The organism is Sulfitobacter sabulilitoris, assembly GCF_005887615.1.
In the GTDB taxonomy this organism is placed as follows: domain Bacteria; phylum Pseudomonadota; class Alphaproteobacteria; order Rhodobacterales; family Rhodobacteraceae; genus Sulfitobacter_E; species Sulfitobacter_E sabulilitoris.
The window spans coordinates 107,297-125,357 of sequence record NZ_VANS01000002.1 but is presented as its reverse complement, the minus strand read 5'-3'; the positions used below and the strand labels follow the sequence as shown (position 1 = coordinate 125,357).

The window sequence follows — 18,061 nt, the reverse complement described above, 5'->3', positions numbered from 1 at the left end:
GCAGGAGACAGCACAATGGACATGACAGGCAAAACCGTAATGATCACCGGGGCCAGCCGCGGCATCGGTGCCGAGACCGCGCGCGTCTTTGCCGCCGCGGGCGCGAATGTGGCGCTGCTGGCGCGCGGCCAGGAGGCGATTGCCGACCTGGCCGGCGAGATCGGCAAGACAGCCATCGCCATCCCCTGCAACGTTGCGCGCCATGCCGAGATGTCGGCGGCGGTCGCGACCACGCTTCAGGCCTTTGGCGGTCTGGACGTCCTGATCAACAACGCCGGCGTGATCGAGCCGATCAGCCATCTGGCCGACGCCGACCCGGACGCCTGGGGGCAGGTCATCGACATCAACCTCAAGGGGGTGTTCAACGGTATGCATGCGGCCCTTCCGGCGATGAAATCCGCTGGTGGCGGGTCGGTCCTGACCATCAGTTCGGGGGCGGCCCACGGCCCCGTCGAAGCCTGGAGCCACTATTGCGCGTCCAAGGCGGCGGTGGCGATGCTGACCCGCTGTGTCGATCTGGAAGAGGCGGAGCACGGTATCCGCGCCATCGGGCTGAGCCCCGGCACCGTGGCCACCCGGATGCAGCGCGAGATCAAGGCCAGTGGCGTAAACCCGGTGAGCAAGCTGGACTGGGAGGACCATATTCCCGCCGACTGGCCCGCGCGCGCGCTGCTGTGGATGTGCAGCGCCGAGGCGGACGCGTGGTGCGGCAAGGAGATTTCGCTGCGCGACGAGGATATCCGTCGCAAGGTTGGCCTGACATGATCGAGGTCGATCGCGGCGGCGACATCTGGACGGTCACGATCAACCGCCCTGACAAGGCCAATTCCCTGACCCACGCCATGCTGATCGAACTGGCAGAGGTCATGGAAGCCGCACAGGCCGCGCGGGCCGTGATCCTGACCGGGCGGGGGGGCGTGTTCAGCGCGGGCGCCGACCTCGAGGCCGCGCGCGCGGGGCTGGCGACATCGGATGTGTGGGAGCGTCTGTCCGGGGCCATCGCCGCATTGCCGGGGCTGAGCGTGGCCGCGTTGAACGGCACGCTGGCGGGGGGCGCGATGGGTATGGCGCTGGCCTGTGACCTGCGCATTGCCGTGCCGGGCGCGAAGTTCTTTTACCCGGTGATGAAATTGGGATTTCTGCCGCAACCCAGCGATCCTGCGCGCATGGCGGCGCTGATCGGGCCCGCGCGCACCAAGCTGATCCTGATGGGCGGGCAGAAGATCGAGGCCGAAGAGGCGCTGCGGTTTGGCCTGATCGACCGGATCGTGCAGGCCGGCGCGCTGATGGATCATGCGCGTGATCTGGTCGCCGACACGGTCACGGCCAAACCCGAGGTTGCCGGAGAAATCAAGGCGATGTGCCGCTGATCGGCAGCTGTCGGACGCTCCGCGGGGAGTATTTCAGACCCAAAGAAGAGCCTAGCGTTTGCGCATGCGGCCGGGGATCTTCGACTGGAACCCCGGTGGACGCCTGGCGACCCAGGCGATGAATTTGGCCAGCCGCGGGTGGGCGCGCAGCGCCTCGGGTGTGGCAAAGTCGCGTGCCAGTTCGGCTTCGGTCAGGGTGGCGTGAATCTCGCGGTGGCAGATGTGATGCAGCAGGACCGTTGGACCGCCCTTGCCGCCTTTGAGCTTGGGGACGAGGTGGTGCACGCTTTGCTTGACGTCGTGCGGGATGGGGCGGTGGCACAGGGGGCAAATCGGGTCTGGCATGGTTGGTGCTTGATCCTGCTGAGGCGGGCAGGCAAGAGGATGGGGCGGATTTTCGTGCTGACAAGAAAGACGTGACCCAGGTGACAGACCCGAGCCCAGACATCCCTCCCTCCCGTGCGGCCGTGATCGGCGCGGGCCCGGCCGGATTGATGGCGGCGGAGGAGTTGGCGCGTGCGGGGCTTTCGGTGGATGTCTACGACGCCAAGCCGTCGGTCGGACGCAAATTCCTGATGGCGGGCAAATCGGGCCTGAACCTGACCAAGGACGAGACGCTTGGCGACATGTTGCCGCAGTATGCCGAGGCCGCGGCCGTATTGCGCCCCGCCCTCGAGTCGTTCGACGCGGTCGCGGTTCAGGATTGGGCGGGCGCCTTGGGGCAGGCGGTGTTCACCGGCTCCACCGGGCGGGTGTTCCCGCGCGCGATGAAGGCTTCGCCGCTGTTGCGCGCGTGGCTGCGGCGGTTGGAGCACGCGGGGGTGCGGATGCACACGCGCTGGCGGTGGTGCGGGTGGGCGGAAGATGGCGCGCTGCGGTTCGACACCCCGCGGGGCGCGCAGGTCGTGGCGGCGGACGTGGTGATCCTGGCACTGGGCGGCGCAAGCTGGGCGCGGTTGGGGTCGGATGGCGAATGGGCGGCGCTGTTGGGGGCGCGTGGCATCGACCTGGCGCCCTTTGCCCCGGCGAACGTTGGCGCGACGGTCGCGTGGTCATCGCACATGGAACGCTTCTTGGGTGTGGCGCTCAAGAGTATCGCGCTGAAGTCGGGCGCCTTTCGGTCGCGCGGCGAGGCGGTGATTTCGCGCTCCGGTCTGGAGGGTGGCGGCATTTACGAGGTCAGCCGGGGCCTGCGCGAGGGCAGCGGGCTGCGGATCGACCTGCTGCCGGATTGGACGGTCGACCAGGTGGCGGAAAAGATCGCGCGGCCGCGGGGCAAGGCGAGCCTGTCCAACCATCTGCGCAAGGTGTTGAAGCTGGAGCCGGCCCGCATCGCGCTTGCGCAGGAGTGCGCGCGGCCCCTTGCCACCGATCCCAAGGCGCTGGCGCGCACGCTGAAATCCCTGTCGGTGCCTGTCACCGGGCTGCGCCCGATGGACGAGGCGATCTCCACCGCAGGCGGCGTGCCTTTTGCGGCGCTGGACGCGGGGCTGATGCTGCGCGCAGCGCCGGGGGTGTTCTGTGCCGGCGAAATGCTGGACTGGGAGGCGCCCACCGGCGGCTACCTGATCACCGGGTGCCTGGCGACGGGGCGCTGGGCGGGACGGGCCGCGGCGACATGGGCGGCGGCCCCGCACTAGCCACCGTTCACCGCGCGGCGGCGGCCTGAAACGCGGGCCGTTCGCGCAGCGATTGGGCATAGGCGAACAGCTTGTCGTCGACGCGGGGAAACTTGGCGCCCATCGCCCAATTCAGGCAATGCACCGCCAGGATGTCGGGGATCGTGATCTTGTCGCCCATCAGGAAATCGCCCTCGAGCCGGTTGGACAACTGTTTGGCCGAGCGTTCGAATTCGTATTTCAGCGTGTCCTTGATCGTCAGGTTGCGGTGCTCTTCGGGCAGCACGAAGCTATGCTTGGCCGCGGCCCAGAGCACGGCGTCGAATTCGTCGATCAGCCATAGGGTCATCGCGTCCTGCCGGGCCCGCGCGACAGTGCCCGCCGCCGCCGTCAACCCACCGTGCTTGTCCGCGAGATAGGTCATGATCGCCACCGAATCGGTCAGCACCGCGTCGTTGTCGACAAGCGCCGGGATCTTGCCGGACGGGTTGTAGGTCTTGGCCTCTTCGCTGCGCGGGCCCGCGTCGATCACGTCATAGGGCTGCCCCAGTTCCTCCAGCGCCCACATAACGCGAAAGGCGCGGGATTTGCCGGTTCCGATCACTTTGTACATCGTCGTCTCCATCCAAAAAATTCTGTCTATCGTGCGCCAAGCATCGCAAGGCGGATGAACGCGCGTTCCACCAGCGCCATCGCCGGCGCGTGCTGCCCCGCGGAGCGCAGCGCGAGATCGGTGTCGGTCAGCACCGTCAGCGCGGTTTCCAGCCGCGCCGGACCCCAGCGCCGGGACTGGGCCAGCATCTTGTCGCGATTGGGGCCAAAGATCGTGGGTCGCCCGGTGGTGTCGCAGGCGGCGCGGTGCAGACTGCGGAAATGCCGCATCGCACCGATGCACAGGGATACCGGCGTGACCCCCTGCGCCATCAGCTTTTGCATCACCGGGCCGATGTCATGGGCGCGCGCATCCGCCACGACCATCAGCACATCATCGACTGCCGCTTCGGTCGAGGTGGGCGCGCAGGCCAGGATATCGGTCTCGGTCAGGGGGGTGTCATCGCCCAGTTTGTACAGCGTGATCTTCTCGACCGTCTGGCGAAAGTCACCGGGGTCCAGTGCCTGTGCCAGATCGCTGAGAACGGCCATCACGGCGCCTTGCGGCAGCGGCATGCCCGCGGCGCGCAAGGTTTGTTCGATTTCGGCGCGCGTGGGCGGGTCGTCGTAAATCCCGGCGGCATAGGCGTTGGGATGCGTTTCGAAGGCTTTGCGCAGTTTCGAGGTCGGTTTCAGCGCGCCGGCCGTGACGATCACCTGCGCATCGCCGGGCTGCCACTCGGACAGTGCGGACAGGATGACGGGCGTCACCGTATCGTTCGCTTCCTCGACAAAGGCGGCACGGGGGCCGGGGAAGAACCCCGTCGCTTTCAGCGCATCGAGCAGCATCGCGGGGTCCTTGCGCAGGGCCGCGCCGGTCATGCGGGCAAGGCGCATCTCCTCTTCGGCGGCCGGGCCAAGAAGTGCGGCAAGCACCTCTTGCCGCTTGAGCGCCACGCGCATCGCATCGGCGCCCCAGATCAGCAGCCCGGTCTTGCCCGGATCCGGCTTGGCGAAATATCCGGTGGCATCACGGGGCGATAGTTTCATGTCAGGTCGGCGCTGCCCAGAAGCCGCGCAATGATCTGATCTGCCAGTATGGTCATCAGCCGTTCCTGTGCATCGCGTGCGGCGGCCAGTGTTGCAACCGTGCTGCCGGTCGCGGAATAGCCGGTGAAGTTGTCTACCGTCCCGGACATCACGGTCTGCCCGGTGCCGGTGTCGCGAAGCGCGAATTGTGCCTGACCGAGCAGGTTGTATCGCGTGATATTGCCTTGCGAATCGACGGCAAGACCCTGTTCGGAAGAGGTGACCGACAGATCGAGCGCATAGCGCGCGGCGCTGCCCGCGCGGCCGAGGCGCTCCTCGACGCGGCGCGTGACCAAAAAGGCATCGCGCGTCTCGGGGGCCTGCACCACCACGGCGTTCTGCAGTTGGGTGCCTGCGCCCCCGGGGCCGTACACCGGCGCAAACCCGCAGGCCGTCAGCGCCAAAAGCGCAAGGGCTGCAAGAAACGCGCGAGGGTCAAACAACGACATTCACGATCCGTCCGGGGACAACGATGATCTTTTTCGGGGCGGCGCCGTCAAGGCTCCGGATCACAGCCTGATCCGCGAGCGCGAGTTTTTCAACCTCTTCCTTGCTCATGTCGGCGGGCACCGAAATCTCGGAGCGGCGCTTGCCGTTGATCTGGATTGGCAGGGTCACCGTGTCATCGACCAGCATCGTGTCATCCGCCGTGGGCCAGGGCGCGGAGACGATCAGGCCGTCCTGCCCGTGTCGCGACCAGATGTCTTCGGACAGGTGCGGTGTCATCGGTGACATCAGCTGCGCCAGACGCAGGATCGCCTCGCGCTGGGCGGCGACGCCCGCCTTGGATTTCTGCAAGGTCGCCGTGAATGCGTAGAGCTTGGCGATGGCCGCGTTGAACCCGAAGGATTCGATCCCGAGGGTCACATCGTTGATGGTGCGGTGCATCGCGCGCAGCAGATCCTCGTCGCCTTCGCCCGCCGTGCTCTCGTCCATCTCCGCGATCCGCTCGGAGATGGCCCAGACGCGGCTCAGGTGCTTGAACGCCGCCTCGGCGCCCGAGGCCGTCCATTCCACGTCCCGTTCGGGCGGGCTGTCGCTCAGGACGAACCAGCGCGCGGTATCGGCGCCATAGGCGCCGATGATGTCCGCCGGATCCACGACGTTCTTCTTCGACTTCGACATCTTGGCGGAGGGGATGACCTCTACCGGGGTGCCATCTGCCAGCTTTCCGTCGGTCACCTCTTCGGGCAGGTGATAGACCGGGCGGCCGTTGGCGTCGCGCGTCAGATAGATCTCATGCGTGACCATGCCCTGGGTGAACAGCGCGTCGAAGGGTTCGATCGCCTTTGCCGGCAGGTGCCCCGTGATATGCATCGCCCGCGCGAAAAACCGCGAATAGAGCAGGTGCAGGATCGCGTGCTCGATGCCGCCGATATACTGGTCCACGTTCATCCAGTAGTCCGCATCCTCCATCACCGTGGGCGTGTCGGCGCGGGGCGAGGTGAACCGCGCGAAGTACCACGACGAATCGACGAAGGTGTCCATCGTGTCGGTTTCGCGCTGGGCGGGCTTGCCGCAGGCGGGGCAGGGCGTGTCGCGCCACGTCGGGTGACGGTTCAGCGGATTGCCCGGCGTGTCGAAGGTCACGTCATAGGGCAGTTCGATGGGCAGATTTTCCTTTTTCTCGGGCACCACGCCGCAGGCGTCGCAATGCACCACCGGAATGGGCGCGCCCCAGTAGCGCTGGCGCGACAGACCCCAGTCGCGCAGGCGGTACTTGGTCACGCCCTGGCCGACGCCGTTCTGCTCGCAAAAGGCGATTGCGGCGTCGATCGCCTCGATCCCGGTCTGATGCGCCTCGCCGGCGAAGCCGCGGTTGTAATAGACGGTTTCGGTCTTGGCGGGCACATAGGCCTGCGCCAGATCCTCGCTGCTGTCCTCGGATGGCAGGTAGGTCGCGATGATCGGCAACCCGTATTTGGTGGCGAAATCGAAATCGCGCTGGTCATGCGCGGGGCAGCCAAAAATCGCGCCGGTGCCGTAATCCATCAGGATGAAGTTGGCGATATAGACCGGTAGTTCGTGCGCGGTGTCGAAGGGATGGCGCACCCGGATGCCGGTGTCGAAACCCATCTTTTCAGCGGTCTCGATCGCTTCTTCGGTGGTGCCGCCCCTGCGGCATTCCGCGTTGAAGGCGGCCACGTCCTCGCGCTCCCGCTCAAGCGCTTTGGCCAGCGGATGATCGGGCGAGATTCCGACAAAGGAGGCCCCCATGAGCGTGTCCGGCCGGGTGGTATAGACTTCGATCCGGTCGTGGCCTTCGGGGGCATCGACGGTCGAGAAGGCGAATTGCAGACCGCGCGACTTGCCGATCCAGTTTTCCTGCATCAGGCGCACCTTGGCGGGCCAGTTCTCCAACCCGTCCAGCGCGTCCAGCAGGTCCTCGGCCATGTCGGAGATCTTGAAGAACCACTGCGTCAGTTCGCGCCGCTCCACCAGCGCGCCCGACCGCCAGCCGCGCCCGGCCTCGACCTGTTCATTCGCCAAAACGGTCATATCGACCGGATCCCAGTTCACCACCGCGTTCTTGCGATACACCAGCCCCGCGTCGAGCATGTCGAGGAACAGCGCCTGCTGCTGGCCGTAATATTCCGGGTCGCAGGTGGCGAATTCGCGCGACCAGTCGATCGACAGGCCCAGCGGCTTCATCTGGTCGCGCATGTCCGCGATGTTGCCATAGGTCCAGTCCTTGGGGTGGCCGCCGATCGCCATCGCGGCGTTTTCGGCGGGCATGCCGAAGGCGTCCCATCCCATCGGGTGCAGCACGTTGTGGCCCGTGGCGATCTTGTAGCGCGCGATCACGTCGCCCATCGTGTAGTTGCGCACATGCCCCATATGGATGCGCCCCGACGGATAGGGAAACATCTCGAGCACGTAATACTTCGGCTTGGCGGCGTCGCGCACGGCCTTGAAGGTTTCGGTCTTTTCCCAGGCGGCCTGCCAGCGGGCTTCGATCTCGGCGGGGGTGTAACGCGACATGATGGCGTCCTTTTCAACGGATGAGCGCCGGGGCCGTGAATGACACGGGCAGCCCGGCGCTGTCTGGTAGAGCGGTGTATATAGGGCTTAAAGCTTGTTGTCGGCGATCCGTAGCTGCCGCGCCCGGCTGAGGATCGCATCCTCGACCGCGCGCACGGTGGCCGCGTTGGCCGGGCCGCTTTGGGTCAGCAGGGCGACATTGAGCGAGCGCGCGTCGAGCGCCGGATCGTCGATCAGGATCGTCGCTCGGTACGCACGCCCCCCGCCCGGCGGGGTGCCGTAACCGGTGACGATCACGCCGGTAAAGGGATCGACCGACTGCACGGGCAGGAAATTCAGCACCTCGAGCGAAGCGCTCCAGAGATACTTGTTCACCGCGACATTTGTTTCCGTGTTCCGCGGGCGGAAGATGTCCCAGATCGTGCTTTCGCCTTCGGTCCGGGATCCGATGTTCGGGCTGCTGGTTTCCGGGCGGTCGGTGGCGGGCTGCAAGAGCCCGCGCCCGGACCCGCAGGCCCCCAGCGCGACCAGTGCCGATACCGCGAAAACGGTTTTCAAAACGGAGAGACGCCCCATCACAGCTATCCTTTGCCTGTTTGGCTTCTGGTCTACCCAAGTGGCGGGACGCGGGCAAGGTCTATGTCGGGTGGCCCCCGCGCCCGCCCCTCCGCTGTCGGGGTGTTGCTATATATATATGTCCGTACTGGCTGTGGCCGGGCGGATGCGCACGGACATGAACGGGGTGCCGCGCCGGCAGGTGTGGCAAAGCTGCACCATCCGGCGCCACTTTGCGGCTGGCCCGTGTCCAATCCTTGCCAAAATCGGGGGGACAAGCGAAACAGCCTTCATACCCTCACCGGATTCCCCGGTTTGGGCGTATGAATATAAAACCGAGGGAAAACTCATGAAAAAAGTTCTCTTCGCTACAACGGCTCTGGTTGCGACCGCCGGCGTTGCAGCAGCAGACGTTACATTTGGCGGCTACGGCCGTTTTGGTGTGATCTACCGTGACACGGCAGCAGGCGACTCCACAGACGTCACCAGCCGTTTCCGTCTCCAGATCGACGCGACAGCAGAATCCGACGCAGGCGTGACTTTCGGTGCCCGTGCTCGTATCCAGCAGAACAACACCGATGACCGTATCGGCGGCAACGTAACACGTGGCGACGGCGCAGACGCAGCAGCGTTCACCGCGGACGACACCTTCACGGTTGATGGCGCTGGCCCTGCTGGCACAGGCATCAACGGTGTGCGCTTCTTCGCTCGCTCCGGTGGCTTTGAAGTCGGCGTTGGCAACATCTTCGGCGCTCTGGAATTCATGCCCGGTCAGTACCCCATCGACCTCGGCTTGACCGGTCTGGGCTATGACTACACCGCGTACAACTTCCGCGGCGACGCATACTCCTCCGGCGGCAATGGCGCTGCTGGCCAGAACGGCGTGGAAGTCCTGTACTCCATGGGTGACTTCTCCGCGCACATCTCCGCGTCGGACACCAATGACCGCGTTGCAGCCTATGTCGCTTACACGTTCTCGGGCTTCACCTTCGCTCTGGGTGGCCAGGACAGCAACGACGCATCCGACACCGAGTTCACAGCTTCGGTTGGCGGTTCGGTTGGTCCGGCAGACGTCACGCTGGCATTTGCCGACAACGGCACCGGCGGCGACCAGGTCGTTCTGGCGGCACGCTTTGACGTTGGCGCAGCCACAAACGTGGAACTCTATGTCGCTGACCGTACAGACGCCACAGACGGTTCCGTCAACGACACCGGCTACGGCATCGACTTCAACCACGACCTGGGCGGTGGTACATCCATCCGCGGCGGTGTGGCTGAGCTGATCTCCGGCGAGACACGCGCTGACCTGGGTGTTCGCTTCAACTTCTAAGTTGAACTGAATAACCGGAATTTGGGGCAGGCCTTCGGGTCTGCCCCTTTTCATTTCCAAGACCATGTTATCTTGTGCCCTCCAAAGCCGGACGAGAGGGAGCACATCATCATGGGTCTGACCGACATCAAGCATCGCATCGCCAGGGCCGAAGCCGAGGCCGGCCGCGCGCCCGGATCCGTCACCCTGATCGCGGTCAGCAAGGTGCAGCCGCTGGCGCGTGTCGAAGCGGTTCTGCGCGACGGTCACCGCTGTTTCGGTGAGAACCGTGTGCAGGAAGCGCAGGGCAAATGGCCCGCCTTTCGCGAAACCTATGATGATATCGACCTGCATCTGATCGGCCCGCTGCAAAGCAACAAGGCGCGCGCCGCGTTCGAACTGTTTCAAAGCATTCACACGCTGGACCGGCCCAAGCTGGCGAAAAGTTTTGCCCGGTTCGCGCAGGAGATGGGCCAGTGTCCGGACGTGTTCATCCAGGTGAATACCGGTGAAGAGGATCAGAAGGCGGGTGTATCCCCCGCCGAGGCCGACGGTTTTGTGGCCGACTGCCGCGCGCTGGACCTGCCGGTCGCCGGTCTGATGTGCATTCCACCCGTGAACGAGGAACCATCGCTGCATTTCGCGCTTCTGGCCAAGATCGCCGCCCGCAACGGCCTGAGCGGGCTCAGCATGGGAATGAGCGGGGATTTCGAGCGCGCGATCGCATTGGGCGCCACCCATGTCCGGGTCGGATCGGCGATCTTCGGAGAGCGTGTGCCGGAGGCGACCTGAGCGCGGAAGAGCTTTCTTGCCTCCGGCGGGGATACTTGGAAACAAGAGAAGACTAAGGAACGATCAGCCGGGTCTTGTAGCCTATGCGAGGCGCGAGGCTGAGCAGGTGATCGCGGCGCAGGGCGATGCAGCCTTCGGTCGGATAGCCGGGGCGGCGAAATTGGTGGAGGAAGATCGCCGACCCGCGCCCCTTGACCGCGTAGGGCCAGTTCCAGTCGGTCAGGATCACCAGATCATAGAGCGGATCGGCGCGGCGCAGCCGTTCGTGGCTATGCGGATAGGGCGCGCGGACCATCATGTTGTACTCTTCGTGTCGTGGATCGTCGGACCACAGATCGCCGGGATGGATGGGCTTGGCCCATGCTGCCGGTCGGGCGATGCGGTCGGGACGATAGAGCATGCCCACGATTCCGTGCACCCCGCGCGGCGTGGCGCCGTCGCCTTCGCGCTTGTGCCCGGTGCATCCGCCCTTGCCGATGGTGCAGGGATAGGTACGGCCCTGAAACCGCAGGCCGCGCGGCGTCAGCACCAGATCGTCGGCTGTCACAGCAGGTGCCCGGATTTCGCGGCCTTGGTGGCCAGATAGACGGTATTGTGGCGGTTCTCGCCCACTTTCAGGGGCACGCGTTCGGTCACCTCGACGCCGCTCGATCGCATCATGTCGACCTTTCTGGGGTTGTTCGTCAGCAGCCGGACCGACGTGAACCCCATGGCCTTCAGGATATCGGCCCCGAGCCGAAAGTCGCGTTCGTCATCCTCGAATCCCAGCCGGTGGTTGGCCTCGACGGTGTCAAAGCCCTGATCCTGAAGCGAATAGGCGCGCATCTTGTTGGCCAGCCCGATGCCGCGTCCTTCCTGGTTCATGTAGAGCAATATGCCGCTGCCTTCGGTGCCCATCTGGGCCAGGGCGGCGCGCAGTTGCGGGCCGCAATCGCATTTCAGGCTGCCCATCAAATCGCCGGTGAAACAGGCGGAATGAAGCCGCGCCAGAACAGGCGCGCTGCGGGGCGGGCGACCGATTTCGATGGCGTAATGTTCCTCGCCGCCATCCTCGGGCCGGAAGATATGCAGGCGCCCGGCCTCGGATACCTCCATCGGGAGGCGGGCGCTGATCACCGGATGCAGGGCGCTGCGCTGTGCAAGGTGCGGCGTGACCTGATCCAGCGCGAGGCATGTCAGGCCGTGATCGGCGGCGAATTTCGCCCCGTCGGACACATCCAGAAGCACCGCCGCCGGCAGCAGCCGCGCCGATTTTACCAGATCCAGCGCGGCACGATGGGCGGTCACGTCGCCGCCCCGCGCACACAGGAGCGGCCCCTTCATCGGGGCGCGCAAATCATCGGCGGGGTCGGCCACGCTTTGAACCCAGGGCAGGGCGGCGTCATCGGGCAGGAGCACGCGCGCCAGATCGCCGTCATAGGCCCGCGCCTTGAGCGTCTGCGCCCGCCGCAGCGTGATCGCCAGCACAGGCGCGCCGCCAAGCGCCAAAAGATCGGTCAGCCGCTGCTGTGTCAGCGTCTCGGCCGCCAATACCAACGCTGGAACCGGCCCGTTCAGCACGATGGGCACGCCCATGCGCAGGTCGGCGCGGGCACGGGCCAGCCGTTCGGTGATATCGGGCTCGAAGCTCATGATGTTACAATGTCCTCAATCGGTGTGTCTGATCTAGGGCCTATGCGCCGAAATTGAAACATTTGCCCGTGATCCTACACGAGCCTGTGACAGATCGGCGTCAAACCTTGCCCAAGGCCGGTGGCAGGCACATTTCTATAAACATAAGGACGGAGGCAAGAATGGCACAATTAAAGAAAATTCTTCTGGTTGACGATGACGAAGACCTGCGCGAGGCGCTGAGCGAGCAGTTGATCATGACCGAGGACTTCGATGTCTTCGAAGCGGGCAATGGCGCCGAGGCGATGAGCCGCGCCAAGGAAGCGCTTTATGATCTGGTCATCCTCGATGTCGGATTGCCCGATACCGACGGGCGCGAACTGTGCCGTCTGATGCGCAAACAGGGTGTGAAAAGCCCGATTTTGATGCTGACCGGCCACGACAGCGATGCCGATACCATTCTGGGCCTCGATGCAGGGGCGAATGACTACGTCAGCAAGCCGTTCAAGTTTCCCGTTCTGCTGGCGCGGATCCGGGCGCAATTGCGCACCCACGAGCAATCGGAGGATGCGGTGTTCCAGCTTGGACCGTATACGTTCAAACCCGCGATGAAGATGCTGATCACCGAGGATGACAAAAAGGTGCGCCTGACCGAAAAGGAAACCAATATCCTCAAGTTTCTGTATCGCTCGACCGATGGCGTCGTGCCGCGCGACGTTCTGCTTCACGAGGTTTGGGGCTACAACGCCGGTGTCACGACCCACACCCTGGAAACTCATATCTATCGCCTGCGTCAAAAGATCGAACCGGATCCGTCCAATGCGCGTTTGCTGGTGACGGAATCGGGCGGTTATCGTTTGATGGCTTGATTTGTTTTTCCGAAGAGGGAACGGTTGCCTCAACTTCGAGTTGAAATAGTCGAGAGACGGGGTTTTCATGACCCGCCCCTCGGTTCGAAGACCCCGCGCAGGCCCGGGTAATGGCATGCACCTCCCTGTTGGACTTGGCCGGGCCGTTGTGCCCGGTCTTTTTTTGCCTTGTCGGGATTGCCGGTCACCCCTGGCCGGTGACGTCACGAAAAGGGGGGTATCGGGACGCGGGCGCAAGGGCCATCTTGGCTGACAACAACCGCACCCCAATTTGCAAAGGACACCCATAATGAAAAAAGTCATATACGAGGCATTCGGAAACCCCGCCGACGTGCTCAAGGTCGTCGAAGAGCCGAGCAAGCCGCTGCAAAGCGGGGAGGCAAGGGTCGAGGTGCTGCGTGCGCCGATCAATCCCTCGGACCTGATCCAGGTGTCCGGCAACTACGGTGTCAAACCGCCCTTGCCCGCCGTCGCCGGAAACGAGGGGTTGGGCCGTGTCACCGAAATCGCGGGCGATGGCATCGAAGTTGGCCAACTGGTTCTGCTGCCCGCCGGGTCGGGCACGTGGGTGACCGAAGCGGTCTGCCCGATCCGCGCGCTGGTGCCCCTGCCGGAGGGCGACCTGGACCAGCTCAGCATGCTGATGGTGAACCCGGCCACCGCACATCTGCTGCTCAGCGAATTCGTCGATCTCAAGCCCGGCGACTGGGTGATCCAGTCCGCTGCCAACTCTGCCGTGGGCAGCTATCTGGTGCAGCTTGCCGCCGAACGAGGGATCAACGTGGTCAATGTGGTGCGGCGTGAAAGCGCGATTGCGGGCCTCAAGGAGATCGGCGCCGACGTGGTGCTGGTCGACGGCCCCGATCTGGCCAAGCGCGTCAAAGACGCAACCGGCGCAAAAATGAAGCTGGCGGTGGACGCGGTGGCGGGAGACACCTTTGCCCACCTGGCCGAAACGCTGGACCAGGGCGGCACCATCGTCAACTACGGCGGCATGTCGAACCAGTCGGCGCGGCTCGATGCGGCGTCGATCATCTTTCGCGACGTTCGCGTGCGGGGGTTTTGGTTGGTTCTGTGGTTCGAAAAGGCCACCCGGGACGAGCGCATGGCGGTCTATGGGGCGCTGACGAAAGCGGTGGCGCAAGGCACCCTGCACGCCCCGGTGGACCGGCATTTCACGCTGGATGACATTGCCCAGGCGGCCGGTTATTCCTGGGCCGGCGAGCGGTCTGGCAAGGTGCTTTTGGCACCGAACGGCGTCTGAGGCGGAAAGGCATGGTGGAGCGGCGCGCAGACCGTTAGGGTGCGCGCAATTCTGATGACGGAGACCGCGACACCATGCCCTTTACCCTTGCCACGTGGAACATAAACTCGGTGCGTCTGCGCGAGCCGATCGTCCTCAGGCTGCTACAGGAGCATGGGCCGGACATTCTGTGCCTGCAGGAGTGCAAGAGCCCGGTCGACAAGATCCCGACCGAGAGCTTTGCCGCCGCAGGCTACAGCCACATGGTCGCGCGCGGGCAGAAGGGATACAACGGTGTGGCGATCTTGTCGAAATTGCCGCTGGAGGACGCGGGCGACCAGGATTTCGCGAACCTTGGCCACGCGCGGCACGTCGCGGCCCGGCTTGAGAACGGCGTGACGATCCATAATTTCTACGTGCCTGCCGGTGGTGATGTGCCGGACCGCGCCGTGAACGAGAAATTCGGCCAGAAGCTGGATTACCTTACCGAAATGCGTGACTGGTTTCGCGAAAGCCGCCCCGGGAAATCAATTCTGGTAGGGGATCTGAACATCGCACCGCGCGCCGACGACGTCTGGGATCACAAGAAGATGGTCAAGATCGTCAGCCACACGCCCGTCGAGGTCGATCATCTGGGCGCGGTGCAGGAGGCGGGCGATTGGGTCGATATCACGCGCCGCGACATTCCGGAGGGTCTGCTTTACAGTTGGTGGTCCTACCGCGCCAAGGATTGGGACGCGGCCGACAAGGGCCGCAGGCTCGATCACCTCTGGGCCACGCCCGACATTGCCGGCGCCGCACATTCCAGCCGCATCCTGCGCGATGCGCGCGGTTGGGAAAAACCCAGCGATCACGCCCCGGTTTTCGCCACCTTCGACCTTTGAAAGCGGCCCGCCCGCGCACATATAGATACAAACCGACAGCGACACAGAGCCAAGGATGACGACATGATGGATTTGAACCTGAGCCCCGCCCCCGACGCCGACCTGATCAAGGACACGACCGAAGCCACATTCATGGCAGACGTGGTCGAGGCGTCACGCACCACGCCCGTGATCGTCGATTTCTGGGCGCCCTGGTGCGGACCCTGCAAGACGCTTGGCCCTCAGCTTGAGGATGCCGTGCGCGCGGCCAAGGGTGCGGTCAAGATGGTCAAGATCAACGTCGACGAAGCCCAGCAGATCGCGGGCCAGTTGCAAATCCAGTCGATCCCGACGGTCTATGCCTTTCACAACGGCCAGCCCATCGACGGGTTTCAGGGCGCCGTGCCGCAATCCGAAATCAAGGCATTCGTCGACCGGGTCGCCAAGGCGGGCGGCGGCGAAGCCCCCGGCGACGCGATGGCCGAAGCGATCGCCGCCGCCGAAGAGATGCTGACCGAAGGTGCCGCATCCGACGCCGCGCAGACCTTTGCGGCGATTTTGGGCGAGGACCCGCAGAATGCGGCGGCCTATGGCGGCATGGTGCGGGCGCATATCGCTCTGGGCGATCTGGATCAGGCCGAAGCGATCCTGAACGGCGCGCCCGTCGAGATTTCCAAAGCGCCGGAGCTTGAGGCCGCGCACGCGCAGTTGCAGCTTGCCCGGCAGGCCGCCGATGCGGGCCCCGTCACAGAGCTCGAGGCCAAGGTGGAGGCCGACCCCAGCGACCTGCAGGCGCGGTTCGATCTGGCGCAGGCGCTGCATGCCAATGGCAAGGTCGAAGCGGCGATCGAGCAGCTTCTTGAGGTTTTCCGCCGGGACCGCGAGTGGAACGACGGGGCCGCAAAAACGCAGCTTTTCACGATTTTCGAGGCCATGAAACCGAATGACCCTGTCATGCTGAACGGACGCAGAAAACTTAGCTCGATGATATTTGCCTGAGGGGGTTTGCGGGCTAGATAACCGGACATGATAAAAGCAACCGAGCTGCCCGATACGATCCCGATCTTTCCGCTGCCCGGTGCACTATTGCTGCCCCGGTCGCGGCTGCCTTTGCACATCTTCGAACCGCGCTACCTTCAGATGCTGGAAGATACCCTGAAAACGCCGACCCGTCTGATCGGGATGGTCCAACCCAACGAAGTGCCGGGCCGGTCCGGCATCGGGCTGCACTCCATCGGGTGTGCGGGCCGGATTACCCAGTTTTCCGAAACCGAGGACGGGCGATACCTGATCACGCTGGGTGGGGCATCGCGGTTTCGCGTGACCAAGGAGATCGAAGGCTTCACCCCCTATCGCCGCTGCGAGGTCAATTGGGAGGGGTTCGACCGCGACCTGGGGCCCGAAGAGCATGACAAGGCCTTTTCCCGGGCGTCGTTTCTGGACCTTCTTGGCCGCTATTTCGATGCCCGCGATCTGTCTGCGGATTGGGAAACCCTCAAGGAGGCGGACGATGAATTGCTGATCAATTCACTGTCGATGATGCTGGATTTCGATCCCGAGGATAAACAGGCCCTGCTCGAGGCTCCGTCGTTGTCAACGCGGCGTGAAACCCTTGTCACATTGATCGAATACGCCCTGCGGGGCGGTCAGGATAGCGAGATGATGCAATGACGACCGACAGTACGGTTCAGGCGGATCGCCGGATGCTCGAAGCGCTGATCTGTCCCCGGACACATCAGACGCTGGTCTATGATGCCGAGGCGCAGGAGCTCGTCTCGAAGGCGGCCGGTCTGGCCTATCCGATCCGCAACGGCATCCCCGTCATGCTGGTCGACGAGGCGCGCGTTCTGGACTAGGGCTACAGCTTTTGGCCGCGCAACAGGCGGGGCAAATCACCGGTCAGGCCCGCCGCCTCGCGGATGAAGCCCCGGCGAAGGGCGGGCAGCCTTCCTACGAGCCCCATGCCGATATCACGCCCCAGCCGCAGAAGCGGGTTATCGTTCGAAAACAGCCTGTTAAAGGCGTCAGTCGCCAATGCCAGCGCGGTGTTGTCGAACCGCCGCCACGTCTGGTAGCGCGCCAGAACACCGGCGGTGCCGATATCTTCGCCGCGCCGGGCGGCGTCGGTCACGACCTCGGCCAAAGCAGCGACATCGCGCAACCCGGCATTCAGGCCCTGCCCCGCAATCGGATGCACGCCATGTGCCGCGTCCCCCACCAGCGCCACGCGATCCGCCACCAACGCAGTCGTCAAAGACAGGCTCAGCGGATAGGTGTGGCGTGCGCCCACCAGCGAAATCTCTCCCAGAAAGCTGCCGAATCTCGGGCGCAGAACCTCAAGGTAGGCATCGTCGTCCAACGCGTCGATCCGGGCGGCAGTCTCGGCCCGCTCGCTCCAGACGATGCTGGACCGGTTGCCGGTCAGGGGCAGAATGGCCAAGGGGCCGGGCGGCATGAAGAACTGATGCGCCACACCGTTGTGCGGTAATTCATGCGCCACAGCACAGACCAGCGCCGTCTGGTCGTAGTCCCATCCGGTGCGGGTAATCCGCGCCCGCGCGGCGGTGCCCGATCCGCGCCCGTCCGACCCTACAAGCAGTTTGGCGCGCAGATACCGGCCGGACCCGAGCATGACCGTGACGCCGGTGGCATCCACCGTCTGATCGACGACGGTCTGTCCGTTCGTCTGGGTCACATTCGGCGCCGCCGCCAGCGCATCCAGAAGAGCGCGACGCAGATGGCGGTCCTCGACCATGTGGCCCATCGGGCCTTCCTCGATCTCGGCATGGTCGAAATGCATGAAGAACGGCGATGGCCCGGTGCCCGCGCGCCCGTCCGTCACCTTGATGTCCAGCATCGGCTGGGCGTCGTCGGCCAGACGGTCCCATACTCCGATCGCATCCAAAAGCCGGGTCGAGGTCAGCGCCAGCGCATAGGATCGTCCGTCGAAGCCCGGCATCTTGCGCGTGGCCAGAGGCAGCGCATCAATCAGCGTGACCGAAAACCCGGCCCCGCCCAACGCCAGCGCCAAGGCCCCGCCATTCAATCCGCCACCGACAATGATGATATCGCAGTCATACGTCATGCATCCCAATATGGCGGCGCGCCGGGGATTGTCCATGCGCGTATCGGTCGCTACCGTCGCCCCCAAATCAGCGCGACGGGGGA

Annotated in this window: 20 protein-coding genes; 11 read left to right on the top strand and 9 right to left on the bottom strand. The window is 64.6% G+C overall.

From position 1 onward, the window contains the following. Positions 1-15 precede the first annotated feature (15 nt). A complete protein-coding gene (locus FDT80_RS08965) occupies positions 16-765 on the top strand; it encodes an SDR family oxidoreductase (RefSeq protein WP_138661945.1) in 750 nt (249 codons plus the stop codon). Next, complete coding sequence (locus FDT80_RS08960) at positions 762-1,370, top strand: enoyl-CoA hydratase/isomerase family protein (RefSeq protein ID WP_138661944.1); 609 nt, start codon at positions 762-764, stop codon at positions 1,368-1,370. The genes FDT80_RS08965 and FDT80_RS08960 overlap by 4 nt, the downstream gene beginning before the upstream one ends. Positions 1,371-1,421: 51 nt before the next feature. Here FDT80_RS08960 and FDT80_RS08955 read toward each other — a convergent pair whose 3' ends face one another. Beyond that, on the bottom strand, positions 1,422-1,715 hold the full coding sequence (locus FDT80_RS08955) for an HNH endonuclease family protein (protein ID WP_138661943.1): 294 nt from the start codon (positions 1,713-1,715) through the stop codon (positions 1,422-1,424). A gap of 80 nt (positions 1,716-1,795) precedes the next feature. Here FDT80_RS08955 and FDT80_RS08950 point away from each other — a divergent pair, with 80 nt between their 5' ends. Further along, positions 1,796-3,010 (top strand): TIGR03862 family flavoprotein, encoded by a 1,215-nt coding sequence (locus tag FDT80_RS08950; protein ID WP_281278393.1) that lies wholly within the window; start codon positions 1,796-1,798, stop codon positions 3,008-3,010. Between the two features lie 7 nt (positions 3,011-3,017). On the opposite strand, the gene FDT80_RS08945 is transcribed toward FDT80_RS08950, so the two are convergent. The 5 genes from FDT80_RS08945 to FDT80_RS08925 form a co-directional block, all read right to left on the bottom strand. Next, entirely contained in the window at positions 3,018-3,602 is a 585-nt protein-coding gene (locus FDT80_RS08945) for a glutathione S-transferase family protein (protein ID WP_138662557.1), read from the bottom strand. Between the two features lie 26 nt (positions 3,603-3,628). Continuing rightward, positions 3,629-4,630 carry a DNA polymerase III subunit delta gene (locus FDT80_RS08940; protein WP_138661942.1) on the bottom strand — a complete coding sequence of 334 codons (1,002 nt, stop codon included), beginning with the start codon at positions 4,628-4,630 and terminating at the stop codon, positions 3,629-3,631. Next, positions 4,627-5,118 (bottom strand): LPS assembly lipoprotein LptE, encoded by a 492-nt coding sequence (gene lptE, locus FDT80_RS08935; protein WP_138661941.1) that lies wholly within the window; start codon positions 5,116-5,118, stop codon positions 4,627-4,629. The genes FDT80_RS08940 and lptE overlap by 4 nt, the downstream gene beginning before the upstream one ends. Beyond that, on the bottom strand, positions 5,105-7,651 hold the full coding sequence (gene leuS / locus FDT80_RS08930) for a leucine--tRNA ligase (RefSeq protein ID WP_138661940.1): 2,547 nt from the start codon (positions 7,649-7,651) through the stop codon (positions 5,105-5,107). The genes lptE and leuS overlap by 14 nt, the downstream gene beginning before the upstream one ends. Positions 7,652-7,738: 87 nt before the next feature. Beyond that, positions 7,739-8,227, bottom strand: a complete 489-nt coding sequence (locus tag FDT80_RS08925) for a DUF3576 domain-containing protein (protein WP_138661939.1) — start codon at positions 8,225-8,227, stop codon at positions 7,739-7,741. A 328-nt stretch (positions 8,228-8,555) separates the two neighbouring features. Here FDT80_RS08925 and FDT80_RS08920 point away from each other — a divergent pair, with 328 nt between their 5' ends. After that, positions 8,556-9,536 carry a porin gene (locus FDT80_RS08920; RefSeq protein ID WP_138661938.1) on the top strand — a complete coding sequence of 327 codons (981 nt, stop codon included), beginning with the start codon at positions 8,556-8,558 and terminating at the stop codon, positions 9,534-9,536. Between the two features lie 111 nt (positions 9,537-9,647). Then, positions 9,648-10,307 (top strand): YggS family pyridoxal phosphate-dependent enzyme, encoded by a 660-nt coding sequence (locus tag FDT80_RS08915; RefSeq protein WP_170311831.1) that lies wholly within the window; start codon positions 9,648-9,650, stop codon positions 10,305-10,307. A 52-nt stretch (positions 10,308-10,359) separates the two neighbouring features. Here FDT80_RS08915 and FDT80_RS08910 read toward each other — a convergent pair whose 3' ends face one another. Next, entirely contained in the window at positions 10,360-10,854 is a 495-nt protein-coding gene (locus FDT80_RS08910; RefSeq protein WP_138661937.1) for a L,D-transpeptidase family protein, read from the bottom strand. Beyond that, on the bottom strand, positions 10,851-11,939 hold the full coding sequence (gene ribA, locus FDT80_RS08905) for a GTP cyclohydrolase II (protein WP_138661936.1): 1,089 nt from the start codon (positions 11,937-11,939) through the stop codon (positions 10,851-10,853). Before ribA ends, FDT80_RS08910 begins: the two co-directional genes overlap by 4 nt. Positions 11,940-12,100: 161 nt before the next feature. Here ribA and FDT80_RS08900 point away from each other — a divergent pair, with 161 nt between their 5' ends. From FDT80_RS08900 to FDT80_RS08875, 6 genes are all read left to right on the top strand, one after another. Further along, positions 12,101-12,787 carry a response regulator transcription factor gene (locus tag FDT80_RS08900; RefSeq protein ID WP_138661935.1) on the top strand — a complete coding sequence of 229 codons (687 nt, stop codon included), beginning with the start codon at positions 12,101-12,103 and terminating at the stop codon, positions 12,785-12,787. 289 nt (positions 12,788-13,076) lie between these two features. After that, positions 13,077-14,051, top strand: coding sequence for a zinc-dependent alcohol dehydrogenase family protein (locus FDT80_RS08895; protein WP_138661934.1), 975 nt, complete (start codon positions 13,077-13,079; stop codon positions 14,049-14,051). Between the two features lie 74 nt (positions 14,052-14,125). Next, positions 14,126-14,914 carry an exodeoxyribonuclease III gene (locus FDT80_RS08890; protein ID WP_138661933.1) on the top strand — a complete coding sequence of 263 codons (789 nt, stop codon included), beginning with the start codon at positions 14,126-14,128 and terminating at the stop codon, positions 14,912-14,914. Between the two features lie 63 nt (positions 14,915-14,977). Next, positions 14,978-15,892, top strand: a complete 915-nt coding sequence (gene trxA, locus FDT80_RS08885; RefSeq protein ID WP_138661932.1) for a thioredoxin — start codon at positions 14,978-14,980, stop codon at positions 15,890-15,892. A 27-nt stretch (positions 15,893-15,919) separates the two neighbouring features. Continuing rightward, positions 15,920-16,564: an LON peptidase substrate-binding domain-containing protein gene (locus FDT80_RS08880; RefSeq protein WP_138661931.1), complete on the top strand. Its 645-nt coding sequence runs from the start codon at positions 15,920-15,922 to the stop codon at positions 16,562-16,564. Further along, positions 16,561-16,749: a Trm112 family protein gene (locus tag FDT80_RS08875; protein ID WP_138661930.1), complete on the top strand. Its 189-nt coding sequence runs from the start codon at positions 16,561-16,563 to the stop codon at positions 16,747-16,749. The genes FDT80_RS08880 and FDT80_RS08875 overlap by 4 nt, the downstream gene beginning before the upstream one ends. Positions 16,750-16,751: 2 nt before the next feature. Here FDT80_RS08875 and FDT80_RS08870 read toward each other — a convergent pair whose 3' ends face one another. Further along, the gene (locus tag FDT80_RS08870) at positions 16,752-18,014 is read right to left on the bottom strand and encodes an FAD-dependent monooxygenase (RefSeq protein WP_425471979.1); all 1,263 of its coding nucleotides are present in this window, start codon (positions 18,012-18,014) and stop codon (positions 16,752-16,754) included. Positions 18,015-18,061 lie beyond the last annotated feature (47 nt).

What these genes read in the sequence shown, in the direction of transcription:
- FDT80_RS08965 (WP_138661945.1), top strand. Translation starts at nt 16, where the DNA reads ATGGACATGACAGGCAAAACCGTAATGATCACCGGGGCCAGCCGCGGC.
- FDT80_RS08960 (WP_138661944.1), top strand. Translation starts at nt 762, where the DNA reads ATGATCGAGGTCGATCGCGGCGGCGACATCTGGACGGTCACGATCAAC.
- FDT80_RS08955 (WP_138661943.1), bottom strand. Translation starts at nt 1,715, where the DNA reads ATGCCAGACCCGATTTGCCCCCTGTGCCACCGCCCCATCCCGCACGAC.
- FDT80_RS08945 (WP_138662557.1), bottom strand. Translation starts at nt 3,602, where the DNA reads ATGTACAAAGTGATCGGAACCGGCAAATCCCGCGCCTTTCGCGTTATG.
- FDT80_RS08940 (WP_138661942.1), bottom strand. Translation starts at nt 4,630, where the DNA reads ATGAAACTATCGCCCCGTGATGCCACCGGATATTTCGCCAAGCCGGAT.
- lptE (WP_138661941.1), bottom strand. Translation starts at nt 5,118, where the DNA reads ATGTCGTTGTTTGACCCTCGCGCGTTTCTTGCAGCCCTTGCGCTTTTG.
- leuS (WP_138661940.1), bottom strand. Translation starts at nt 7,651, where the DNA reads ATGTCGCGTTACACCCCCGCCGAGATCGAAGCCCGCTGGCAGGCCGCC.
- FDT80_RS08925 (WP_138661939.1), bottom strand. Translation starts at nt 8,227, where the DNA reads ATGGGGCGTCTCTCCGTTTTGAAAACCGTTTTCGCGGTATCGGCACTG.
- FDT80_RS08920 (WP_138661938.1), top strand. Translation starts at nt 8,556, where the DNA reads ATGAAAAAAGTTCTCTTCGCTACAACGGCTCTGGTTGCGACCGCCGGC.
- FDT80_RS08915 (WP_170311831.1), top strand. Translation starts at nt 9,648, where the DNA reads ATGGGTCTGACCGACATCAAGCATCGCATCGCCAGGGCCGAAGCCGAG.
- ribA (WP_138661936.1), bottom strand. Translation starts at nt 11,939, where the DNA reads ATGAGCTTCGAGCCCGATATCACCGAACGGCTGGCCCGTGCCCGCGCC.
- FDT80_RS08900 (WP_138661935.1), top strand. Translation starts at nt 12,101, where the DNA reads ATGGCACAATTAAAGAAAATTCTTCTGGTTGACGATGACGAAGACCTG.
- FDT80_RS08895 (WP_138661934.1), top strand. Translation starts at nt 13,077, where the DNA reads ATGAAAAAAGTCATATACGAGGCATTCGGAAACCCCGCCGACGTGCTC.
- FDT80_RS08890 (WP_138661933.1), top strand. Translation starts at nt 14,126, where the DNA reads ATGCCCTTTACCCTTGCCACGTGGAACATAAACTCGGTGCGTCTGCGC.
- trxA (WP_138661932.1), top strand. Translation starts at nt 14,978, where the DNA reads ATGATGGATTTGAACCTGAGCCCCGCCCCCGACGCCGACCTGATCAAG.
- FDT80_RS08880 (WP_138661931.1), top strand. Translation starts at nt 15,920, where the DNA reads ATGATAAAAGCAACCGAGCTGCCCGATACGATCCCGATCTTTCCGCTG.
- FDT80_RS08875 (WP_138661930.1), top strand. Translation starts at nt 16,561, where the DNA reads ATGACGACCGACAGTACGGTTCAGGCGGATCGCCGGATGCTCGAAGCG.
- FDT80_RS08870 (WP_425471979.1), bottom strand. Translation starts at nt 18,014, where the DNA reads ATGGACAATCCCCGGCGCGCCGCCATATTGGGATGCATGACGTATGAC.